14 protein-coding genes are annotated in these 16,257 nt (G+C 63.5%); 5 read left to right on the top strand and 9 right to left on the bottom strand.

The features are described from left to right. Nucleotides 1-95: 95 nt before the first annotated feature. Nucleotides 96-779: a 16S rRNA (guanine(527)-N(7))-methyltransferase RsmG gene (gene rsmG / locus Q7T10_RS03660; RefSeq protein ID WP_304746039.1), complete on the bottom strand. Its 684-nt coding sequence runs from the start codon at nt 777-779 to the stop codon at nt 96-98. Next, nucleotides 776-2,833 carry a tRNA uridine-5-carboxymethylaminomethyl(34) synthesis enzyme MnmG gene (mnmG, locus tag Q7T10_RS03655; RefSeq protein ID WP_304746037.1) on the bottom strand — a complete coding sequence of 686 codons (2,058 nt, stop codon included), beginning with the start codon at nt 2,831-2,833 and terminating at the stop codon, nt 776-778. Before mnmG ends, rsmG begins: the two co-directional genes overlap by 4 nt. A 296-nt stretch (nt 2,834-3,129) precedes the next feature. On the opposite strand from mnmG, the gene Q7T10_RS03650 reads away from it, so the two are divergent. Then, nucleotides 3,130-3,387, top strand: a complete 258-nt coding sequence (locus tag Q7T10_RS03650; protein ID WP_304746035.1) for a YkgJ family cysteine cluster protein — start codon at nt 3,130-3,132, stop codon at nt 3,385-3,387. Nucleotides 3,388-3,434: 47 nt separating this feature from the next. On the opposite strand, the gene Q7T10_RS03645 is transcribed toward Q7T10_RS03650, so the two are convergent. From Q7T10_RS03645 to Q7T10_RS03620, 6 genes are read right to left on the bottom strand one after another with little or no spacing between them, the layout of a single operon-like run. After that, the gene (locus Q7T10_RS03645; RefSeq protein WP_304746033.1) at nt 3,435-4,889 is read right to left on the bottom strand and encodes an aldehyde dehydrogenase; all 1,455 of its coding nucleotides are present in this window, start codon (nt 4,887-4,889) and stop codon (nt 3,435-3,437) included. 34 nt (nt 4,890-4,923) lie between these two features. After that, a complete protein-coding gene (locus tag Q7T10_RS03640; RefSeq protein ID WP_304746031.1) occupies nt 4,924-5,739 on the bottom strand; it encodes an ABC transporter ATP-binding protein in 816 nt (271 codons plus the stop codon). Then, nucleotides 5,736-6,482, bottom strand: coding sequence for an ABC transporter ATP-binding protein (locus Q7T10_RS03635; RefSeq protein ID WP_304746029.1), 747 nt, complete (start codon nt 6,480-6,482; stop codon nt 5,736-5,738). Before Q7T10_RS03635 ends, Q7T10_RS03640 begins: the two co-directional genes overlap by 4 nt. Further along, a complete protein-coding gene (locus Q7T10_RS03630; RefSeq protein ID WP_304746027.1) occupies nt 6,475-7,452 on the bottom strand; it encodes a branched-chain amino acid ABC transporter permease in 978 nt (325 codons plus the stop codon). Before Q7T10_RS03630 ends, Q7T10_RS03635 begins: the two co-directional genes overlap by 8 nt. A 16-nt stretch (nt 7,453-7,468) precedes the next feature. After that, the gene (locus Q7T10_RS03625) at nt 7,469-8,344 is read right to left on the bottom strand and encodes a branched-chain amino acid ABC transporter permease (protein WP_304746025.1); all 876 of its coding nucleotides are present in this window, start codon (nt 8,342-8,344) and stop codon (nt 7,469-7,471) included. Between the two features lies 1 nt (nt 8,345). Beyond that, nucleotides 8,346-9,545 (bottom strand): amino acid ABC transporter substrate-binding protein, encoded by a 1,200-nt coding sequence (locus Q7T10_RS03620; RefSeq protein WP_304746023.1) that lies wholly within the window; start codon nt 9,543-9,545, stop codon nt 8,346-8,348. A 204-nt stretch (nt 9,546-9,749) separates the two neighbouring features. Between Q7T10_RS03620 and Q7T10_RS03615 the strand changes: the two genes are divergently transcribed. From Q7T10_RS03615 to Q7T10_RS03600, 4 genes are all read left to right on the top strand, one after another. Beyond that, a complete protein-coding gene (locus tag Q7T10_RS03615; RefSeq protein ID WP_304746020.1) occupies nt 9,750-10,730 on the top strand; it encodes a helix-turn-helix domain-containing protein in 981 nt (326 codons plus the stop codon). A 224-nt stretch (nt 10,731-10,954) separates the two neighbouring features. Continuing rightward, on the top strand, nt 10,955-11,710 hold the full coding sequence (locus Q7T10_RS03610) for a class II aldolase/adducin family protein (RefSeq protein WP_304746017.1): 756 nt from the start codon (nt 10,955-10,957) through the stop codon (nt 11,708-11,710). 69 nt (nt 11,711-11,779) lie between these two features. Next, the gene (locus Q7T10_RS03605) at nt 11,780-13,222 is read left to right on the top strand and encodes a coniferyl aldehyde dehydrogenase (protein WP_304746015.1); all 1,443 of its coding nucleotides are present in this window, start codon (nt 11,780-11,782) and stop codon (nt 13,220-13,222) included. A 40-nt stretch (nt 13,223-13,262) separates the two neighbouring features. After that, entirely contained in the window at nt 13,263-14,867 is a 1,605-nt protein-coding gene (locus Q7T10_RS03600) for a GMC family oxidoreductase (RefSeq protein WP_304746108.1), read from the top strand. A gap of 52 nt (nt 14,868-14,919) precedes the next feature. Here the strand turns inward: Q7T10_RS03600 and Q7T10_RS03595 are convergent, their stop codons facing one another. After that, nucleotides 14,920-16,209, bottom strand: a complete 1,290-nt coding sequence (locus Q7T10_RS03595) for an AsmA family protein (protein WP_304746012.1) — start codon at nt 16,207-16,209, stop codon at nt 14,920-14,922. Nucleotides 16,210-16,257: the final 48 nt, after the last annotated feature.

Raw genomic sequence — 16,257 nt, 5'->3', positions numbered from 1 at the left:
AACATTTTTGCGTAACTCCCGCACGTAAATCGTAAGGGTTGAGTTTACGCGACATTCGGCAGGCAGAAAGTAGCTTTATTGCGCCAGGTTCTGATTTATCCGGCAGATATAGCCATCTTCATCCAAACGATGCGCCGCTCCGCATCCAAGCCTGGAACCGTCAATTGTTCCACGTGAAACACGGTCACATCAGCCGGCAAAGCAGCCACTTCAGCCGACGTATCCCTGCCCTTCATCGCCAGCCACACGCCCGTACCAGGCTTCAACGCCGCCCGCGATCCGGTCACAAAATCCGCCAGCGTCGCAAAGGCCCGTGACGTGATCAGATCAAACTTCTGCGTCAATACCTCGACGCGGGAATGCAGTGCCTTGAGATTCGGCAATTTCAACTCGGTCGCCACCTGCTGCACAAACGCCATCTTCTTGGCCACGGCATCGACACAGGTGACCGACACCTGTGGGCAGCAGATCGCCACCACCACGCCGGGCAGGCCGGCCCCTGCCCCCACATCAAGCATATTGATGGACGCACCAGCCGTTTGACGAATGAGCGGAGTAACAATCGCCAAGCTGTCCAGCAAATGATGCGTCAACATCTCCGCCGGGTCGCGTACCGCCGTCAGGTTGTAGACCTTGTTCCACTTTTGAATCAGGGCATGGTAGCCCAAGAGCTGGGCGATTTGGCGGTCGTTGAGACTCAAACCCAGCGCGTTGGCGCCCTGCCTTAACGTTGACTCATACGGATTGGATGAGATCACTCCTGTCACTGATTGCGTCATTCTGCCGCCACCTCTATAGCGACAGCCACCAAAGCTTCGACCTCTACTCCCTTGCCAGAAAACCCTTTATAGCCATTCTTTTTCAGGTAGACCAAGAGCAAAGACACCGTCGCAGGCGTGACGCCCGAGATGCGCGACGCCAAACCCAGCGTCTGCGGCTTGTGTTTGGCGAGGGTCTGGCGCGCCTCGATGCTGAGTGCGGTCACCTGGGCGTAGTCCATATCCGGCGGCAATTTGAAGCTTTCAAAGTGCAGCGCCCGCTCCACTTCCGCGTGTTGACGGTCAATGTAGCCGGAGTATTTAGCGACGATTTCGATCTGCTCAATCACCGCTCTGGCTTGTTCGGTTTGAAACAAAGCGCTCGAATCAACTGATGTTTCACGTGAAACATCCATCGGGACAAGGGCAATAACAACAGGGTTCGCAAACTTGGCCGACTCCAGACTCATCAGCGCCGCGTAGTCCACATCGGGGCGGCGCAACAATTCGAGCAGGTTGTACTCATGCTCCAAGGCCTTGCCAAAAACACGCTCAGCTTCTGGTGCAGACACATTTTTAGGGCTGATCCAGATTGATTTAAGCCGCTCTGTTTCACGTGAAACAGCATCGCGTTTGCGGCTGAAAGCATCCCAACGGGCATCATCCACCAAACCCAGCTGCCGCCCTACTTCGGTCAAACGCACGTCGGCGTTGTCTTCGCGCAGTTGCAGGCGGTACTCGGCGCGGCTGGTGAACATGCGGTAGGGCTCGGTCACGCCCTTGGTAATAAGGTCATCCACCAGCACACCCAGGTAGGCCTCGTCCCGACCCGGCACCCAGGTGTCCTGCTGCCACGCGGTTTTGGCACCGGCCTGCAACGCGGCATTGATACCGGCGAACATGCCCTGGGCAGCGGCCTCTTCGTAGCCGGTCGTGCCATTGATCTGGCCAGCAAAGAACAGGCCGCCAATGGCCCGCGTCTCGAAACTGCTTTTGAGCTGCTGCGGATCGAAGTAGTCGTACTCAATGGCGTAGCCCGGGCGCAGGATGTGGGCGTTCTCCAGGCCGGCCATCGAGCGCACGAGTTCGTACTGAATGTCAAAGGGCAGACTGGTGCTGATGCCGTTCGGGTAATACTCGTTCGTCGTCAGGCCTTCGGGTTCCAGAAAAATCTGGTGGCTGTCCTTGTCGGCAAAGCGGTTGATCTTGTCTTCGACACTCGGGCAATAGCGCGGGCCGACGCCCTCGATCTTGCCGGTGAACATGGGGCTGCGGTCAAAGCCGCTGCGGATGATGTCGTGGGTGCGCTCATTGGTATGGGTCATCCAGCATGACATTTGCGCCGGGTGCTGCTCGGCGCGGCCCATGAAGCTGAACACCGGCATGGCCGCGCTCATGCCGCCGGGCATGCCGTCACCGGGCTGCTCAATGCACTTGCTGAAGTCAATCGAGCGGCCATCGAGCCGCGGCGGTGTGCCGGTTTTCAGCCGGCCCTGCGGCAGCTTCAGCTCTTTCAAGCGCGCACTCAGGGAAACCGCTGGCGGGTCCCCGGCCCGGCCGGCCGCATAATTGTTCAGGCCCACATGGATCTTGCCATCCAGAAAAGTCCCGGCCGTCAGCACCACGGTCTTGGCGCGAAACTTGATGCCCACTTGGGTTACCGCCCCCACCACCCGGTCGCCCTCCACCATCAGGTCGTCCACCGCCTGCTGGAACAGCCAGAGGTTGGGCTGGTTTTCCAGCCGGTGGCGAATGGCCGCCTTGTACAGCACGCGATCTGCCTGGGCGCGGGTGGCGCGCACGGCCGGCCCCTTGCTGGAATTGAGAATGCGAAACTGGATGCCACTTTCATCGGTCGCCGCCGCCATGGCGCCACCCATGGCGTCCACTTCCTTGACCAGATGGCCCTTGCCGATGCCGCCAATCGACGGGTTGCAGCTCATCTGGCCCAGGGTTTCGATGTTGTGGCTGAGCAGCAGGGTCTTGCAGCCCATGCGGGCGGCGGCCAGGGCCGCCTCGGTACCGGCGTGACCGCCGCCAACAACGATGACGTCGAAATTCTGTGGATAAAGCATGGCTATGGGTCTGAGTGTGGGCGGGGAAGAAAGAGGCGCGCCCTGCGCCCGGTGGGCAACACGCGATTTTACCGGCTGCTCCCAAATATGGGGACAATCAGGGGCATGAAGCTTCTGGCCTTTGCAGGCATTCGACGCCGACGGCGTGTGGCAGCGCAAAGCTCACCGCCCGTGCGTGCCAGATGCTGTCAATCCGGTGCTGCGGGCGAACCAATGGTTTCATACCAAAAAAAGCACTCTAGCCCACGTCCCCATTGCGTCTTTAGCTACGATTTATATAGCAAATGAAACTTGACATGAAGTGCCGGCTTGGCTGTGGTGCCTGCTGCATCGCCCCCTCCATCAGCTCCGCGATTCCCGGCATGCCGCACGGCAAGCCCGCGGGAGTGCGCTGCGTGCAACTCGACGACGCCAATGGCTGCCGCATCTTCGGTCAGCCGGAACGCCCCGCCGTCTGCAGCCAACTGATGCCGTCGGCCGAGATGTGCGGTGCCAGCGCCGTCGGGGCGCTGGCCTGGCTGACCCAGCTGGAGCTGGCAACGCAACCCGGCTGAGGCAGCGGTCCGGCAACAACGGCGCGGTCATCTGCCCCCGCCAGCTATCAGAACGGGTAATGCCGGGGCGTCGTCTGGATCGTGATCCAGCGCAGCTCGGTGAACTCGGCCACGCCGGCCTTGCCGCCAAAGCGGCCGATGCCGCTGCCCTTGACACCGCCAAACGGCATCTGCGCTTCGTCGTGCACGGTGGGACCGTTGACGTGGCAGATGCCGGAGTCAATGCGGCGCGCCACGTTGAAAGCCCGGGCGATGTCACCGCCAAACACGGCCGCTGACAGACCGTACTCGTTGTCGTTGGCGCAGGCCACGGCTTCTTCCACCCCGTTGACGCGCACGACGCACTTGACCGGACCGAAGGTTTCCTCATGGTAGATCTTCATCGCCGGCGTCACATGGTCCAGCACCGTGGCGGGCATCAGCGTGTTGGTGGCTTTGCCGCCGCACAGCAGCTTGGCGCCCTTCGCCAGCGCGTCATCAATCAGCGCGTTGCAGTGCTCCACCGTGCTCATGCCGATGACCGAGCCCAGCACCACCGGCTCGGGCTTGCGCGGGTCGCCCAGCGGCAAGGCACTGGCCTTGGCGGCGAATTTCTTGACGAACTCGTTGGCAATTTTCTGGTCCACGATGATGCGCTCGGTCGACATGCAGATCTGGCCGCTGTTGGCAAAGCAGCCGAACGCGGCGCCATTGACGGCGTCCTCGATGTTGGCGTCGTCCAGGATCACCAGCGGCGCCTTGCCGCCAAGCTCCAGCACCACCGGCTTGAGGTATTTGGCGCAGGTCATGGCGATGATCTTGCCCACTTTGGTAGAGCCCGTGAAGTTGATGCGGCGCACCGCCGGATGCGCCACGATCGCCTCGACCACAGCACCGGCGTCGGCCGGGGCGTTGGTGATGTAGTTCAGCACGCCGGGTGGAAAACCGGCGTCCGAGAAGGCTTCCACAATCAGCTGGTGGGTGTGCGGGCAGTTTTCCGAGCCCTTGAAAATCACCGTGTTGCCACAGGCCAGCGGTGTGGCGATGGCGCGCACGCCGAGAATGATGGGCGCGTTCCAGGGCGCAATGCCCAGCACCACACCGGCGGGCTGGCGCACCCCCATCGCCAGTGAACCCGGCACATCGGACGGGATTACCTCGCCGCTGATCTGCGTGGTCAGAGAGGCCGCCTCGCGGATCATGCCGGCGGCTAGGTGCACGTTGAATCCGGCCCACATGCCCGAAGCGCCAGTCTCGGCCGCTACGGCCTCGATGAACTGCGGCGTCTTGGCTTCCAGCGCGTCAGCGGCCTTGAGCAGCAGCATGCGGCGCTCGCTGGGCCCCGTCTGGCTCCAGGTCTTGAAGGCTTCGGCAGCAGCTTCGACGGCCATCACGGCATCCGCCGGGGACGCGGCGGGGGCACGGGTGGCCACGCTGCCGTCCAGCGGATTGCGGCGCTCGAATGTGGCGCCTTTTTCGGCCGTGACCTTCAGGCCATTGATGAGCATGGACATGTCAGACATGATGGATCTCCTTGGGTAAAAATTGATAAATTGTTCAAGCCGTGGCGGAAACCGCCCGGCGGCTGGCGGCGTCACCCGCCCCTGATGCAGCCGTCTTGCCTGCCGTATCCACACCCAGGTAGGCCTCCCGGATCACGCTGGAGCGCGCCAGCAACGCGGCCGGCCCACTGGCCAGCAGCATGCCGCGCTCCATCACATAGCCGCGGTCGGCCACCGCCAGTGCCTTCTTGACGTTCTGCTCCACCATCAGCACGGTGGTGCCGGCATCGGCAATGCGCCGAACGATCGCCAGCAATTCGTCCACCATCTTCGGCGCCAGGCCGAGTGATGGCTCGTCCAGCATCAACAAGCGCGGCGCGCTCATCATGGCGCGCGCCACGGCCACCATCTGCTGCTCGCCGCCACTCATGGTGCCGGCCAGTTGCTGGGCGCGTTCGCGCAATTTTGGAAAGTCAGTGAGCGCCTGCTCCAGCCGGCTGGCACGTTCTGCTTTGTTCACCAGCCAGCCACCAAGTTCCAGGTTCTCGGTGACCGTCATTTGCGGGAACAGCTGGCGGCCCTCGGCGACCAGCGCCATGCCGGATTTCACAATCTCGTTGGTCTTTTCCGGCAGCTTTTTCTCGTCCAGCAGCACCTCGCCGCCGCGCCCAATCAGGCCGGCCAGCGCCTTGAGCAAGGTGGTCTTGCCGGCGCCATTGGGGCCCAGGATGACCGTCAGGCCGGGCTTGACTTCAAGCTTGAGGTCGCGCAGCACCAGAAAGGGGCCATAGCCGGCACTCAAGCCATTGACCTTGAGATGCGCGCGCTTTGATCCGCCCAGCACGAAGGGGGTGGGTTCGAACCACATCATGCTGCGGCCTCCACCATCTCGTCGCCCAGATAGGCTTCGATGACCTCGGCATTGCGCACCACTTCCGCGGGCGTGCCGTCAGCTATTCTGCGGCCCTGGTGCAGCACGATCACGCGCTCCACGTGGCGCAACAGCGTCGTCACCGCGTGCTCGATCCACACCACCGTCAGGTCCAGCTCATCGCGCATGCGGCGGATCAGCTGCGCCATGGCCTCCACCTCGGCCTCGGTCAGACCGGCCGCCACCTCATCGAGCAGCAGCAGGCGCGGCCGCGTCGCCAGCGCCATGCCAATCTCCAGCAGGCGCTGTTGCGATGGGGTGATGGCGCCCGCCGGCAGGTCGGCCAGATGGCTCAGGCCGATCAGTTCCACAATGCTCAACGCATCGCGCAAATGCCAGGAACCCTTGCGATGGCGCCCGGCAAACTTCAGGCCGAAGTCGATGTTGGCCACCACCGGCATGTCAGGAAACACGCGCGGCGTCTGGAAGGTGCGTGCAATGCCGGCCGACGCATAGCGGTGCGGGCCCTTGCCACTCAGATTGCGCCCGCCCGTGATCAGCTGGCCCGAGGTCGGCGCGATCACGCCCGAGATCGCGTTGAAGAACGTGGTCTTGCCGGCGCCGTTCGGCCCGATGATGCCCACCAGCTCGCCCGTGCGAAAGGTGGCACTGACCGCATCCACCGCCGTCAGGCCGTCAAAGCGCACCGTGATGTCACGGGCGTCGAGTAATACTTCAGACATTCTTGCGCTCCCGCGCGCTTGCCTCACGCACCCACTGACGGCTGCCACGCCACCAGCCGCCAAAGGTGCTCCAGCGCAGCGAGGCCAGGCCGCCCGGCAGGTACAGCACGCTCAGAATCAGCAACAGGCCCAGCGACATCATGTAGATCTGCGGTGCCTGCAGGCGCAGCGTCTCGGCCAGCACGCTGAACACGATCGCGGCAATCAGCGGCCCCCACAGCGTCATCGCGCCCCCAATCAGGGCAATCAGCACGGTTTGAAAACCGATGAACGGGTTGAACACCGTGTGCGGATCGATGTAGGTCCAGCGCACCGCCATGGCGGCGCCGACGGCACCGGCAAAGGCCGCCGTGATGGCAAAACCCATGATCTTGATCAGGCGGGTGTTCACGCCCAGCGTCTGGGCGCGCTGCTCATCGGCCCCAATGCCCATGAGCGCCAGACCGAAGCGGCTGCGGCGCACGATGATGGACACCAGCACCGCCAGCACCGCCAGTGCCAGCACCGTGAGGTAGATCGTGTCGCGGTCCGGGATCACGGTCAGCACCCGACCCACGGTGCCCGTGACCTTCTTCTCGAAATAAGTCACGGCGTGGCGGATCAACTCGGTCATGCCGAAAGTCAGCACCGCGAAGTAGGTGCCGCGCAAATGCAGCACCGCCGCCCCCATGACCACAGCCACCGCGGTGGCCAGCCCAGCGCCCAGCGCAATGGATTCAAGCCACGACAGGCTTTCCAGCGCCAGGGCGCTGGTGTAGGCGCCAATGCCGAAGAAGGCCGAGGTGGCCAGCGACAGGTAGCGCGTGCTGCCACAGAACAGTCCCCAACTCGACGACAGCGCCACGTACATCAGACAGGTGAGCGCCATCGACACCACGAACTCGCTGCCGTAATGCGGCAGCGCCATGGCCCAGCCGGCAAAGGCCAGCAGGACCAGCAGGTCGCGCACAAGAATCTGGCGATTGGTCATCTTCTTTTTCTTCTTCTTATTTTGCAAACAAGCCACGCGGCCGCAACAACAGCACGGCAATGAACACGCTGTAGGACAGCAAAGCCTTGAGCGACGGGTTGCTGAAATGCATGCCCAGCGCTTCAATCACACCCAGCAGCAGGCCGCCCGCGAGCGCGCCGCTCATGCTGCCAAAGCCGCCCAGCGTGATGACGATCAGCGCGGTGACGGTGTAAGGCTCACCCATGGATGGGGTGATGGTGTAGGCCATGGACAGCAGGCAACCGGCCACGCCGGACAGGCCCAGACCGATGCCGAACATCAGCGGGTGCAGGCGTTTGGTGTCGATGCCGACCAGTTGCGCGCCCACCGGCGACTGCATCAGCGCCCGCACGCCCTTGCCCAGCAGCGTGTAGCGCAACAGCACAATCAGGGCGCCGCTGAACAGCAGGGCCAGACCAAACACCAGCAGCTTGTTGCCGGCAAACTGGGCATCGCCCAGCTTCACCGGGTCGGTCAGGTAGTCGTAGCCGCGCAGGTCGCCACCCCACATGTAGGAGGCGAAGTTCTGCACCAGGAACATCAGGCCGAACGCCACCATCAGGCCGCGCGCCTCAAAAATGTCGAGGTTCGGCGAGGTGGCGGTAAGGCGGCGAAAGGTGAGCCAGTGAATCACCACGCCCAGCGCCATCATCACCCCAAAAGACACCGGCACCATCAACAGCGGCGAAAGTCCCAGCGTGCTCTGCGCCATCCAAGTCAGGTAAGCGCCCACCATCAGGAATTCACCATGGGCAATGTTCAGGATGCGCATCAGCCCGTACTGCAAATTGAGTCCGAGCGCGACGAGCGCGTAGATGCCACCGGTGATGAGACCGGAGGCAATCAGTTCAAGCCAGGCAGTAACCGACAACTTATTTCCAGGCCGGCTTGTTCGGGTTGAGCTTGGCCGTGGCGATTTTTGCCGGCCAGACCACCTCAAACTCGCCGTTCTGCCACTGGCCCACGGTGCCCGGCGTGGCGGTGTTTTCGCTGCCGGTGAACTTGACATCGCCAATGATGGTCTTGTGCGTCGTTGCGGCCACGTAGTCGCGGATCGCCTTGCGGTCCAGACCCACCTTGGCGACGGCCGCCTGCATGATCTCAAGGCCCGCCCAGCAGTGGCCGCTGGCCCAGCGATCCGGCTCCTTGCCGCCGAATTTCTTGGTATGGGCATCGAAATAGGCCTTGGCAGCCGGGCTGGTCTTGCTGTTCCAGGAACCCATGCCGAGCACGCCTTCGGCCCCGGCGGGCGTCATCACGTTGCGATACAGCTGGAATGCCGTGCCCACCGAAGCGTAGTAAAACTTCTGATTGAAGCCGCTCTCCTTGGACTGCTTGCTGGCCAGAATGGTGTCGGGCGGGTAGCTCAGACCGACGAACGCATCGGGGTTCTTGTCCTTGATGGAGCGCAGCACGGGCGACAGGTCCTTGATGTCGCCGGGGTAACTTTTCTCTTCCACGATCTGGATGCCGGTGCCCCTGAGCGCAATCTTCAGCGCCGCATAATTCTCAAGGCCGAACAGGTCATCGACGTAGATCACCGCCAGCGTCTTGACGCCATTGGCCACCAGCATGTCCACCAGGGCACCGACCATGCGGTCCGGCTGCTGCAGCAGCAAAAAGAAATTGGGCAACTTCATCTCGACCAGCTTGCGCGACAGCGCGGTGGGCGCCAGCACGGGGTAGCCCATGCGATTGGCGAGAGGCGCCACGGCGAAATTGGCGTTCGAGCCCCAGGGCGGCAGGATCAGGTCGACCTTGTCGCTGCCCATCAGTTTCTCGTAAGAGCGAACACAGGTTTCGATGTCACTGCGGTCGTCGGAACTGATCAGCTCGATCGGGCGTTTGACGCCCTTGACATTCAGGCCACCCGCCGCGTTCTGCTGCTCGGCCCACAACAGGTAATTGGGCTCCTGGCTGATCTGGGCACCGCCCGTCCACGGGCCGGTGCGCGCGATGGCGTAGCCGATTCGCACGGGCTTTTCCTGGGCAAATAGCTGGGGGGCAAAAGTAGCCGCCCCGACTGCGGCAGCCGCGCCCTTGAGCAAGGTGCGTTTGGATTGTTGAACCATGATGTCTCCTTTGTAGGCCCACCCCGGGGCTTGGAGCACAGATAGTAGGAGACCCGATCCACAGGCGCTTTGCTCAGCGCGCAATATCCACTTGATCAATCGCGCACAGCGCCACGGGTTAACCCTGAATTCCGCTCCGGGACAAAACGGGGCACACAGCCCATAATTCGGAAGCACCGCAACCCCCCACTCACGCAGAACCACATGCCCGCTTCGCTTGTCGTCACGACCGACCATATCGCCCCACGCGAGCGGGCGCCGGTGTGGCGTGAATGGATCTGGAAGCACTTCGGTGGCCTGGAATCCGACCTCTATGGCGACACCGAATTCGATGGCCACATGGCGTCCGTGAATGCCGGGGATGTCATCCTGACCAAACTGGAGGCCAATCGCCACCGCGTGGTCCGCACGCAGGACATGGTGCGCGCCAGCGATGCCGGCTATCTGAAAATCGTGGCCCCGCTGCATGGACGTGCCGGCGTTGAGCAACTCGGACGCCAGGCCTGGGTCAGCCCCGGTGCCTGGACCATTTACGACACCACGGGCTCTTATGAGGTGCACAACCCCGAACGGGTGGAGCACCTGATCGTGATGTTGCCCAAGGCCCAGATCATGGAGCGCGGCCTGCGTCTGGACAATCTGATGGCGCGTTACGTGGGTGGCGCCAGCGGCATCTCCCGGGTGGCACTGGCGACCATGCGCAGCACCTACCAGGAATTGCCCCACATGAGCGCCGACGCGGCGCGGGGTGCCGGTGAACTGATCGCCCAGCTGGTGCGGCTCTCGCTGATCGAACTGTCGGGCCAGCAAACCGCGCTGACGCAACGTGAGGTGTTGAAAGACCGCATTCGGGGTTACATCGCCCTGAACCTGCGCGACCCGGCCCTGTCGGTGGAGCACATCGCCCACGCCCTCAATTGCAGCAAGCGCCACCTGCACAATGCCTTTGCGGGGGACGACGACACGCTGGCCAGCCACATCCTGCGCCTGCGGCTCGAGGCCTGCATTCGCGAGCTGCAGCAAACCGGGCCGCAGGCACGGCCCATTACCGACATTGCGCTGTCCTGGGGCTTCAACAACCTGTCCCACTTCAGCCGGGTCTTTCGCGAGCACACCGGCTGCAGTCCCAGCGAATTCAGGTTGGCAGCGGGCGCCCACAACGCGGACCGCCAACTCACCCACTGAGCAGGACGGCAGGCTGGCAAGCCGCAGGGTCGGGCCCCGGCACGCCACTGATCCAGGGCCTGGCCGACATGGCGCAAGGGGCGTCGATTTTGGAATGCCCTCCCCATTTCCTGCTAGTGATTACCCTTGATTGTCAAATTCTGGACAGTTGAACCTCCAGACCGCGCATACCCTTCGTCCCCTGACCATTCAACAGGGTGCAAAACACCCCTATCGGAGCCCCCATGCACATCCCCTCACTCAAAGAAGTTGTCAGCGCCGAAGAATGGCAGCTGCGTTGCGACCTCGCCGCCTGTTACCGGCTGGTGGCCGCCTATGGCTGGAGCGACCTGGTGTTCACCCACGTATCGGCCCGCATTCCCGGCCCGGAACACCACTTCCTGATCAATCCCTACGGCATGATGTTTGACGAAATCACGGCCTCGAGCCTGGTCAAGATCGACCAGCACTGCAACAAACTCAGCGACTCGCCCTATCCGGTGAACCCGGCCGGCTTCACCATCCACAGCTGCATCCACCAGGTGCGTGAAGACGCCGGCTGCGTGCTGCACACCCACACCCGCGCCGGTGTGGCCGTGAGCGCGCAGAAATGCGGCGTGCTGCCGATCAGCCAGCAATCCACCTTTGTTCTGGGCTCACTGGCCTACCATGCCTACGAAGGCGTGGCGCTGCGCGACGAGGAAAAACCACGCCTGCAGGCCGACCTGGGCAATGCCAACTACTTGATGTTGCGCAACCACGGCCTGCTCACCGTCGGCAAGACTATTCCCGACGCGTTCCTGGCCATGTACACGTTCGAGAATACCTGCCGCATCCAGATCGACGCCCAGGCCGGTGGGGAACTGACCCTGGTGAACCCGCAGATCGTGGCCGGCATCGCCAGCGTCATGAAGGTGGCCACGGCTGGCATGGGCGCCGCGCTGGCCTGGCCGGCCCTGTTGCGCAAGCTCGACCGCATGGACCCCGGCTACCGGACCTGAGACCAGCCCGGTCAGCCACGGTTTTGCGACCCCGCGAACAATTCAGCCATATTCAAAAAGAGGTACCCCATGTCCGCCACTCCCCTGCATTCCGTCACCCCGGTCGATGTCATCCGCAACACGCTCGAAGATACCCTCAAGCTCCAGCGTGCGGCCTACTTTGCCCACCCCTACCCCAGCTTTGACGAGCGCCGCACCGACCTGCTCAAGCTGAAGGCCTTCATCCGCGACAACCGCGATGCCATCGTGGACGCCATCAGCGCCGACTACGGCAACCGCTCGCGCCACGAAACCCTGTTTGCCGAGATTTTCAGTGTCGTAGACGGCGTGGACCACACCCTCAAGCACCTGAAGAAATGGATGAAGCCGCAGCGCCGCGGCGTCGACCTGAAGAACTTCCTGGGCGCCAGCAACCGCATCATCCCGCAGCCCCTGGGCATCGTCGGGGCCATCGTGCCCTGGAATTTTCCGATCAACCTCGCCTTCAGCGGCCTGATCGCCACCTTTGCTGCCGGCAACCGCTCGATGGTGAAGATGTCGGAAAACTCCCGCCGCCTGGCTCAACTCCTGATTGAAAAATGCCCCAGCTATTTTCCCCGGGACAAGCTGGCCTTCTTCGATGAAACCGGCGGCGTCGGCATCGAGTTCTCCAAGCTGAAGTTTGACCACCTGCTGTTCACCGGCTCCGGGGTCACCGGGCGCGCCGTCATGGCCGCCGCGGCCCCCAACCTGTGCCCGGTCACGTTGGAACTGGGGGGCAAGTCGCCCGCCATCATTTGCGAGGACTATCCCCTGCGCAAGGCGGCCGAGCGCCTGCTGTTCGTCAAGTACTTCAACGCCGGGCAGATTTGCACCACGGTGGACCACGTCTACATCCCCGCGGGCAAGGTCAGCGAATTCACCGCCATGGCAAAGGGCATCGTGGCCGAGCGCTACCCGCGCCTGGACACGCCCGACTACACCTCCATGATTGACGAGCGCTCCTTCAACCGCGTGGTCGCCGCGCTGGAAGAAGCACAGGCGCGCGGCGCCACCCTGGTGCAACTCGTGCCCGGCGCTGCCTGGGACGCCATCACCCGCAAGATTGCGCCGCACATCGTGCTCAATGCACCCGCCGACTGCGCCTTGCGCACCCGGGAAATCTTTGGCCCGGTGCTGCCGGTCATTGCCTACAACGCCATTGAAGAACCCATCCAGGCCATCAATGACGGGCCCCGTCCGCTGGCGCTCTACCCCTTCAGCAATGACAAGGCGCTGGTGCACCGCCTGCTGCACCACGTCATGTCAGGTGGCGTCAGCGTCAACGACGGCTTGTTTCATGTCGGCCAGCATGACCTGCCTTTTGGCGGCGTGGGCGACAGCGGCATGGGGCACTACCACGGTCACGAAGGTTTCGTCACCTTTTCCAAGATGCGCCCGGTGTTCTATCAGGCGCCGTTCAGCGCGATCAAATTCATGTGGCCGCCGTACGGGAAATTTGCGACCAAGTACCTGGATTTCCTCACCAAGTAGCCCATTTTCAATTCATTCAATGAGGTAGCCCCAAGTGCAAATTCAGGAATTTGATTACGTCGTGATCGGCGGCGGCGCAGGCGGTTGTGTGGTGGCCAGCCGCTTGTCCGAAGACCCGGCGGTTTCCGTCTGCCTGCTCGAAGCCGGTGGACCCGACACCTCTGTTTTCATCCACGCGCCATTGGGTTTTGCCGCCACCGCCGCACTCGGCATTCACAACTGGAACTACCAGACCGTGCCGCAGCCGGGCCTGAACGGTCGGCGCGGTTTCCAGCCGCGCGGCAAGGTGCTCGGTGGCAGCAGTTCCATCAACGCCATGGTCTACACCCGGGGCAACCGGCTGGACTACGACCACTGGGCGGCGCAGGGCAACCCCGGCTGGTCCTATGCCGACGTGCTGCCGCTCTTCAAGCGATCAGAGAACAACGAATGCTTTGGCGCCGACGATTACCGTGGCACCGGTGGCCCGCTCAATGTCAGCTACCTGCGCAGCCCCAGCGTCATCAACCAGGCGTTTCTGGACGCGTGCACCGAACAGGGCGTGCCCGTCACGAAGGACTACAACGGCGCCTCCCAGTTCGGCTGCGCCCCGGCCCAGGTCACGCAGAAAAATGGCGAACGCTGGAGCGCCGCCAAGGGCTACCTCACGCCGCATCGGGCGCGGCCCAACCTCACCGTCATCACGCAGGCGCACACCCAGCGCATCGTCCTGGAAGGCCAACGCGCGGTGGGGGCCGAGTTCCAGCAGGCGGGGCAAACCCGCCAGGTGCGGGCCCGGCGCGAGGTGATTCTGTCGGGCGGAGCGTTTGGCTCGCCCCAGTTGCTGATGCTCTCCGGCATCGGCCCGGCGGCGCATCTGCAGCAGCACGGCATTGCCGTGGTGCACGACCTGCCCGGTGTCGGCCAGAACCTGCATGACCACATCACGACGGTGCTGATCTACCGCACCCAGCGCAAGGACGCCACCTTCGGGCTGTCGCTGTCCGGGCTGGCGGCCATCGTGCGCGGCATCTTCCAGTGGCGCAACCAGCGCACCGGCATGATCACCAGCAACGTCGCCGAATCGCAGGCTTTCCTGTTTGCAGACAAGAGCGAGCCCTCGCCCGACATCCAGCTGGCGCTGTGCACCGGCATCGTGGACGACCACACCCGCAAGAACCACCGGGGCCATGGCTACACGCTGCACGTCACGCTGGTGCGGCCCAAAAGCCGGGGCACCGTCACGCTGCAAAGTGCCAATGCCAAAAACGCCCCGCTGATCGACCCCGCGTTCTTGTCCGACCCGCGCGACATGGCCACCCTGATCAAGGGCACGCAAATTGGCCATGACATCATGCAGAGCAAGGCGTTTGCCCCCTACCGCGGCGCGATGCTGTACCCGCTGGAGCGCGACAATCCGGCGCAGATCGAACAGTTCCTGCGCGACCATTCCGACACCGAGTACCACCCCTGCGGCACCTGCAAAATGGGCCCGGCCAGCGACCCCATGGCGGTGGTGGACGCGGAATTGCGCGTGCACGGTATTCAGAACCTGCGCGTGGTCGATGCGTCCATCATGCCGCAGCTGGTGTCGGGCAACACCAACGCGCCGACCATCATGATCGCGGAAAAAGCCGCCGACCTGATTCGGGCCACGGCCGTCTGACAAAGACATTTTGCTATCGTATTGATAGCTATCAAGGCATAGGGGACGGGGGCTAGTTGCCAAAAAGCTTCTTGAGACCGCTGCCCACCTTGTCGCCGAGCGAGGCACCCGCCCCGGTGCCGACGCCGGGCATCACGACCGTGCCAAGGGCGGCACCAATCAGGGCGCCGCGTGTCAGGGTCACCTCGGGCGCATCCAGCGTGCCGCCCACGGCCAGGGGCACCGCCACCGCACTGCCCAGGGCGGCTGCTGCCAGATCCACGCTGACGCGCCCATTCAGGGCACGGCTGGGTGCTACCGTCACGTTGCCACTGGCACTCAATACCCCGGAGCTGGCGACCAGATTGGTGAGATGCACCGTGCGGCCCTGGGTGTTGACCTGCCCGGCCAGCGTGTCCAGCGGCGTCTGACCGCCCCGGCTCAGGCCCACTGTCTTGACCGCCTTCTCCAGATCAATGCCATGCACAACGGCATTGCGCACCGTGAATTTGCTCTGCGTCTGCAAGACGTCCGCCAAAGCGCCCAGGCTGGCGGTGCGCGCTGACAGCGAGGTGGTGGCATCCAGGCGCCCGCTCAATACCGGCGGGGCGGTGCTGGCCACTGCCGCCACTTCCACGGCCCGGGTTTCCAGTTGGCCCTTGAGCGAGAACGCCGCACCCGCTTTGGGCGCGGGCTGCAGCTGAACCGTGCCCTTCACGGTGCCGCCGCCCACCGCCATGGCGACCGTCCAGTCGTTGCCCTGGCGCAGCAGCCGGGCGGTTCCGCCCTTCAACTGCCCCTGCAACATCTTGATTGACACGTCATCCGGCAAGCCCTGCGCGTCCAGCAAGGCATCTGCGTCCAGCGTCATGCTGGCGCCCCTGGCACTGACCCAGGTCACGTGATCCAGCACGGTACGCCGCGGGATGTATTGAGGATTTGTGGTGTTTTCCAGCTCTGGCCCCCGTGAAACGGGCGTGGTGTGCTTCTTTTTTTGTAGCGCCTGCAACAGGGCATCCACGCCCGCCTGCGGCAGCGACGCACGACGCACCAGCACGGTGGCCAGCTCCAGACGGCCCTGCAGCAGACCGCGCCAGGCTGGCCGCACCTCAATGCGTTCCAGCGTCAACGCCGGACGCGTTTGAATCTGGACGCCGGCCAAGGCCACCGCCGGCAGCGGCCAGACGTCGACCTCTATGCGGCTGAGCGTCACGCCCACCCCCAACGTTGTACTGGCCTCGCGCTCGGCCCGCGCCTTGAAATCGTCCGTGCCGATCCAGCGCTGCACGGCCCACACGCCTGCCACCAACAGCAGCAGCAGCGCCAGCCCTGTCAGCAAGGCCCATTTGAAAATTCGTTTCATCCCGCCATTTTGCATGGCCCGGCCCGGCAGGAATTCGCCGCAGCCGCT

Origin of the sequence: Rhodoferax sp., from assembly GCF_030646845.1 — a bacterium.
Classification (GTDB): domain Bacteria; phylum Pseudomonadota; class Gammaproteobacteria; order Burkholderiales; family Burkholderiaceae_C; genus Rhodoferax.
Note: the sequence above shows the minus strand (reverse complement) of the source record. Positions and strands in the feature narration are given on the sequence as shown.

Coding starts and splice junctions, on each gene's coding strand:
- rsmG (WP_304746039.1), bottom strand. CDS start 779: ATGACGCAATCAGTGACAGGAGTGATCTCATCCAATCCGTATGAGTCA.
- mnmG (WP_304746037.1), bottom strand. CDS start 2,833: ATGCTTTATCCACAGAATTTCGACGTCATCGTTGTTGGCGGCGGTCAC.
- Q7T10_RS03650 (WP_304746035.1), top strand. CDS start 3,130: ATGAAGTGCCGGCTTGGCTGTGGTGCCTGCTGCATCGCCCCCTCCATC.
- Q7T10_RS03645 (WP_304746033.1), bottom strand. CDS start 4,889: ATGTCTGACATGTCCATGCTCATCAATGGCCTGAAGGTCACGGCCGAA.
- Q7T10_RS03640 (WP_304746031.1), bottom strand. CDS start 5,739: ATGATGTGGTTCGAACCCACCCCCTTCGTGCTGGGCGGATCAAAGCGC.
- Q7T10_RS03635 (WP_304746029.1), bottom strand. CDS start 6,482: ATGTCTGAAGTATTACTCGACGCCCGTGACATCACGGTGCGCTTTGAC.
- Q7T10_RS03630 (WP_304746027.1), bottom strand. CDS start 7,452: ATGACCAATCGCCAGATTCTTGTGCGCGACCTGCTGGTCCTGCTGGCC.
- Q7T10_RS03620 (WP_304746023.1), bottom strand. CDS start 9,545: ATGGTTCAACAATCCAAACGCACCTTGCTCAAGGGCGCGGCTGCCGCA.
- Q7T10_RS03615 (WP_304746020.1), top strand. CDS start 9,750: ATGCCCGCTTCGCTTGTCGTCACGACCGACCATATCGCCCCACGCGAG.
- Q7T10_RS03610 (WP_304746017.1), top strand. CDS start 10,955: ATGCACATCCCCTCACTCAAAGAAGTTGTCAGCGCCGAAGAATGGCAG.
- Q7T10_RS03605 (WP_304746015.1), top strand. CDS start 11,780: ATGTCCGCCACTCCCCTGCATTCCGTCACCCCGGTCGATGTCATCCGC.
- Q7T10_RS03595 (WP_304746012.1), bottom strand. CDS start 16,209: ATGAAACGAATTTTCAAATGGGCCTTGCTGACAGGGCTGGCGCTGCTG.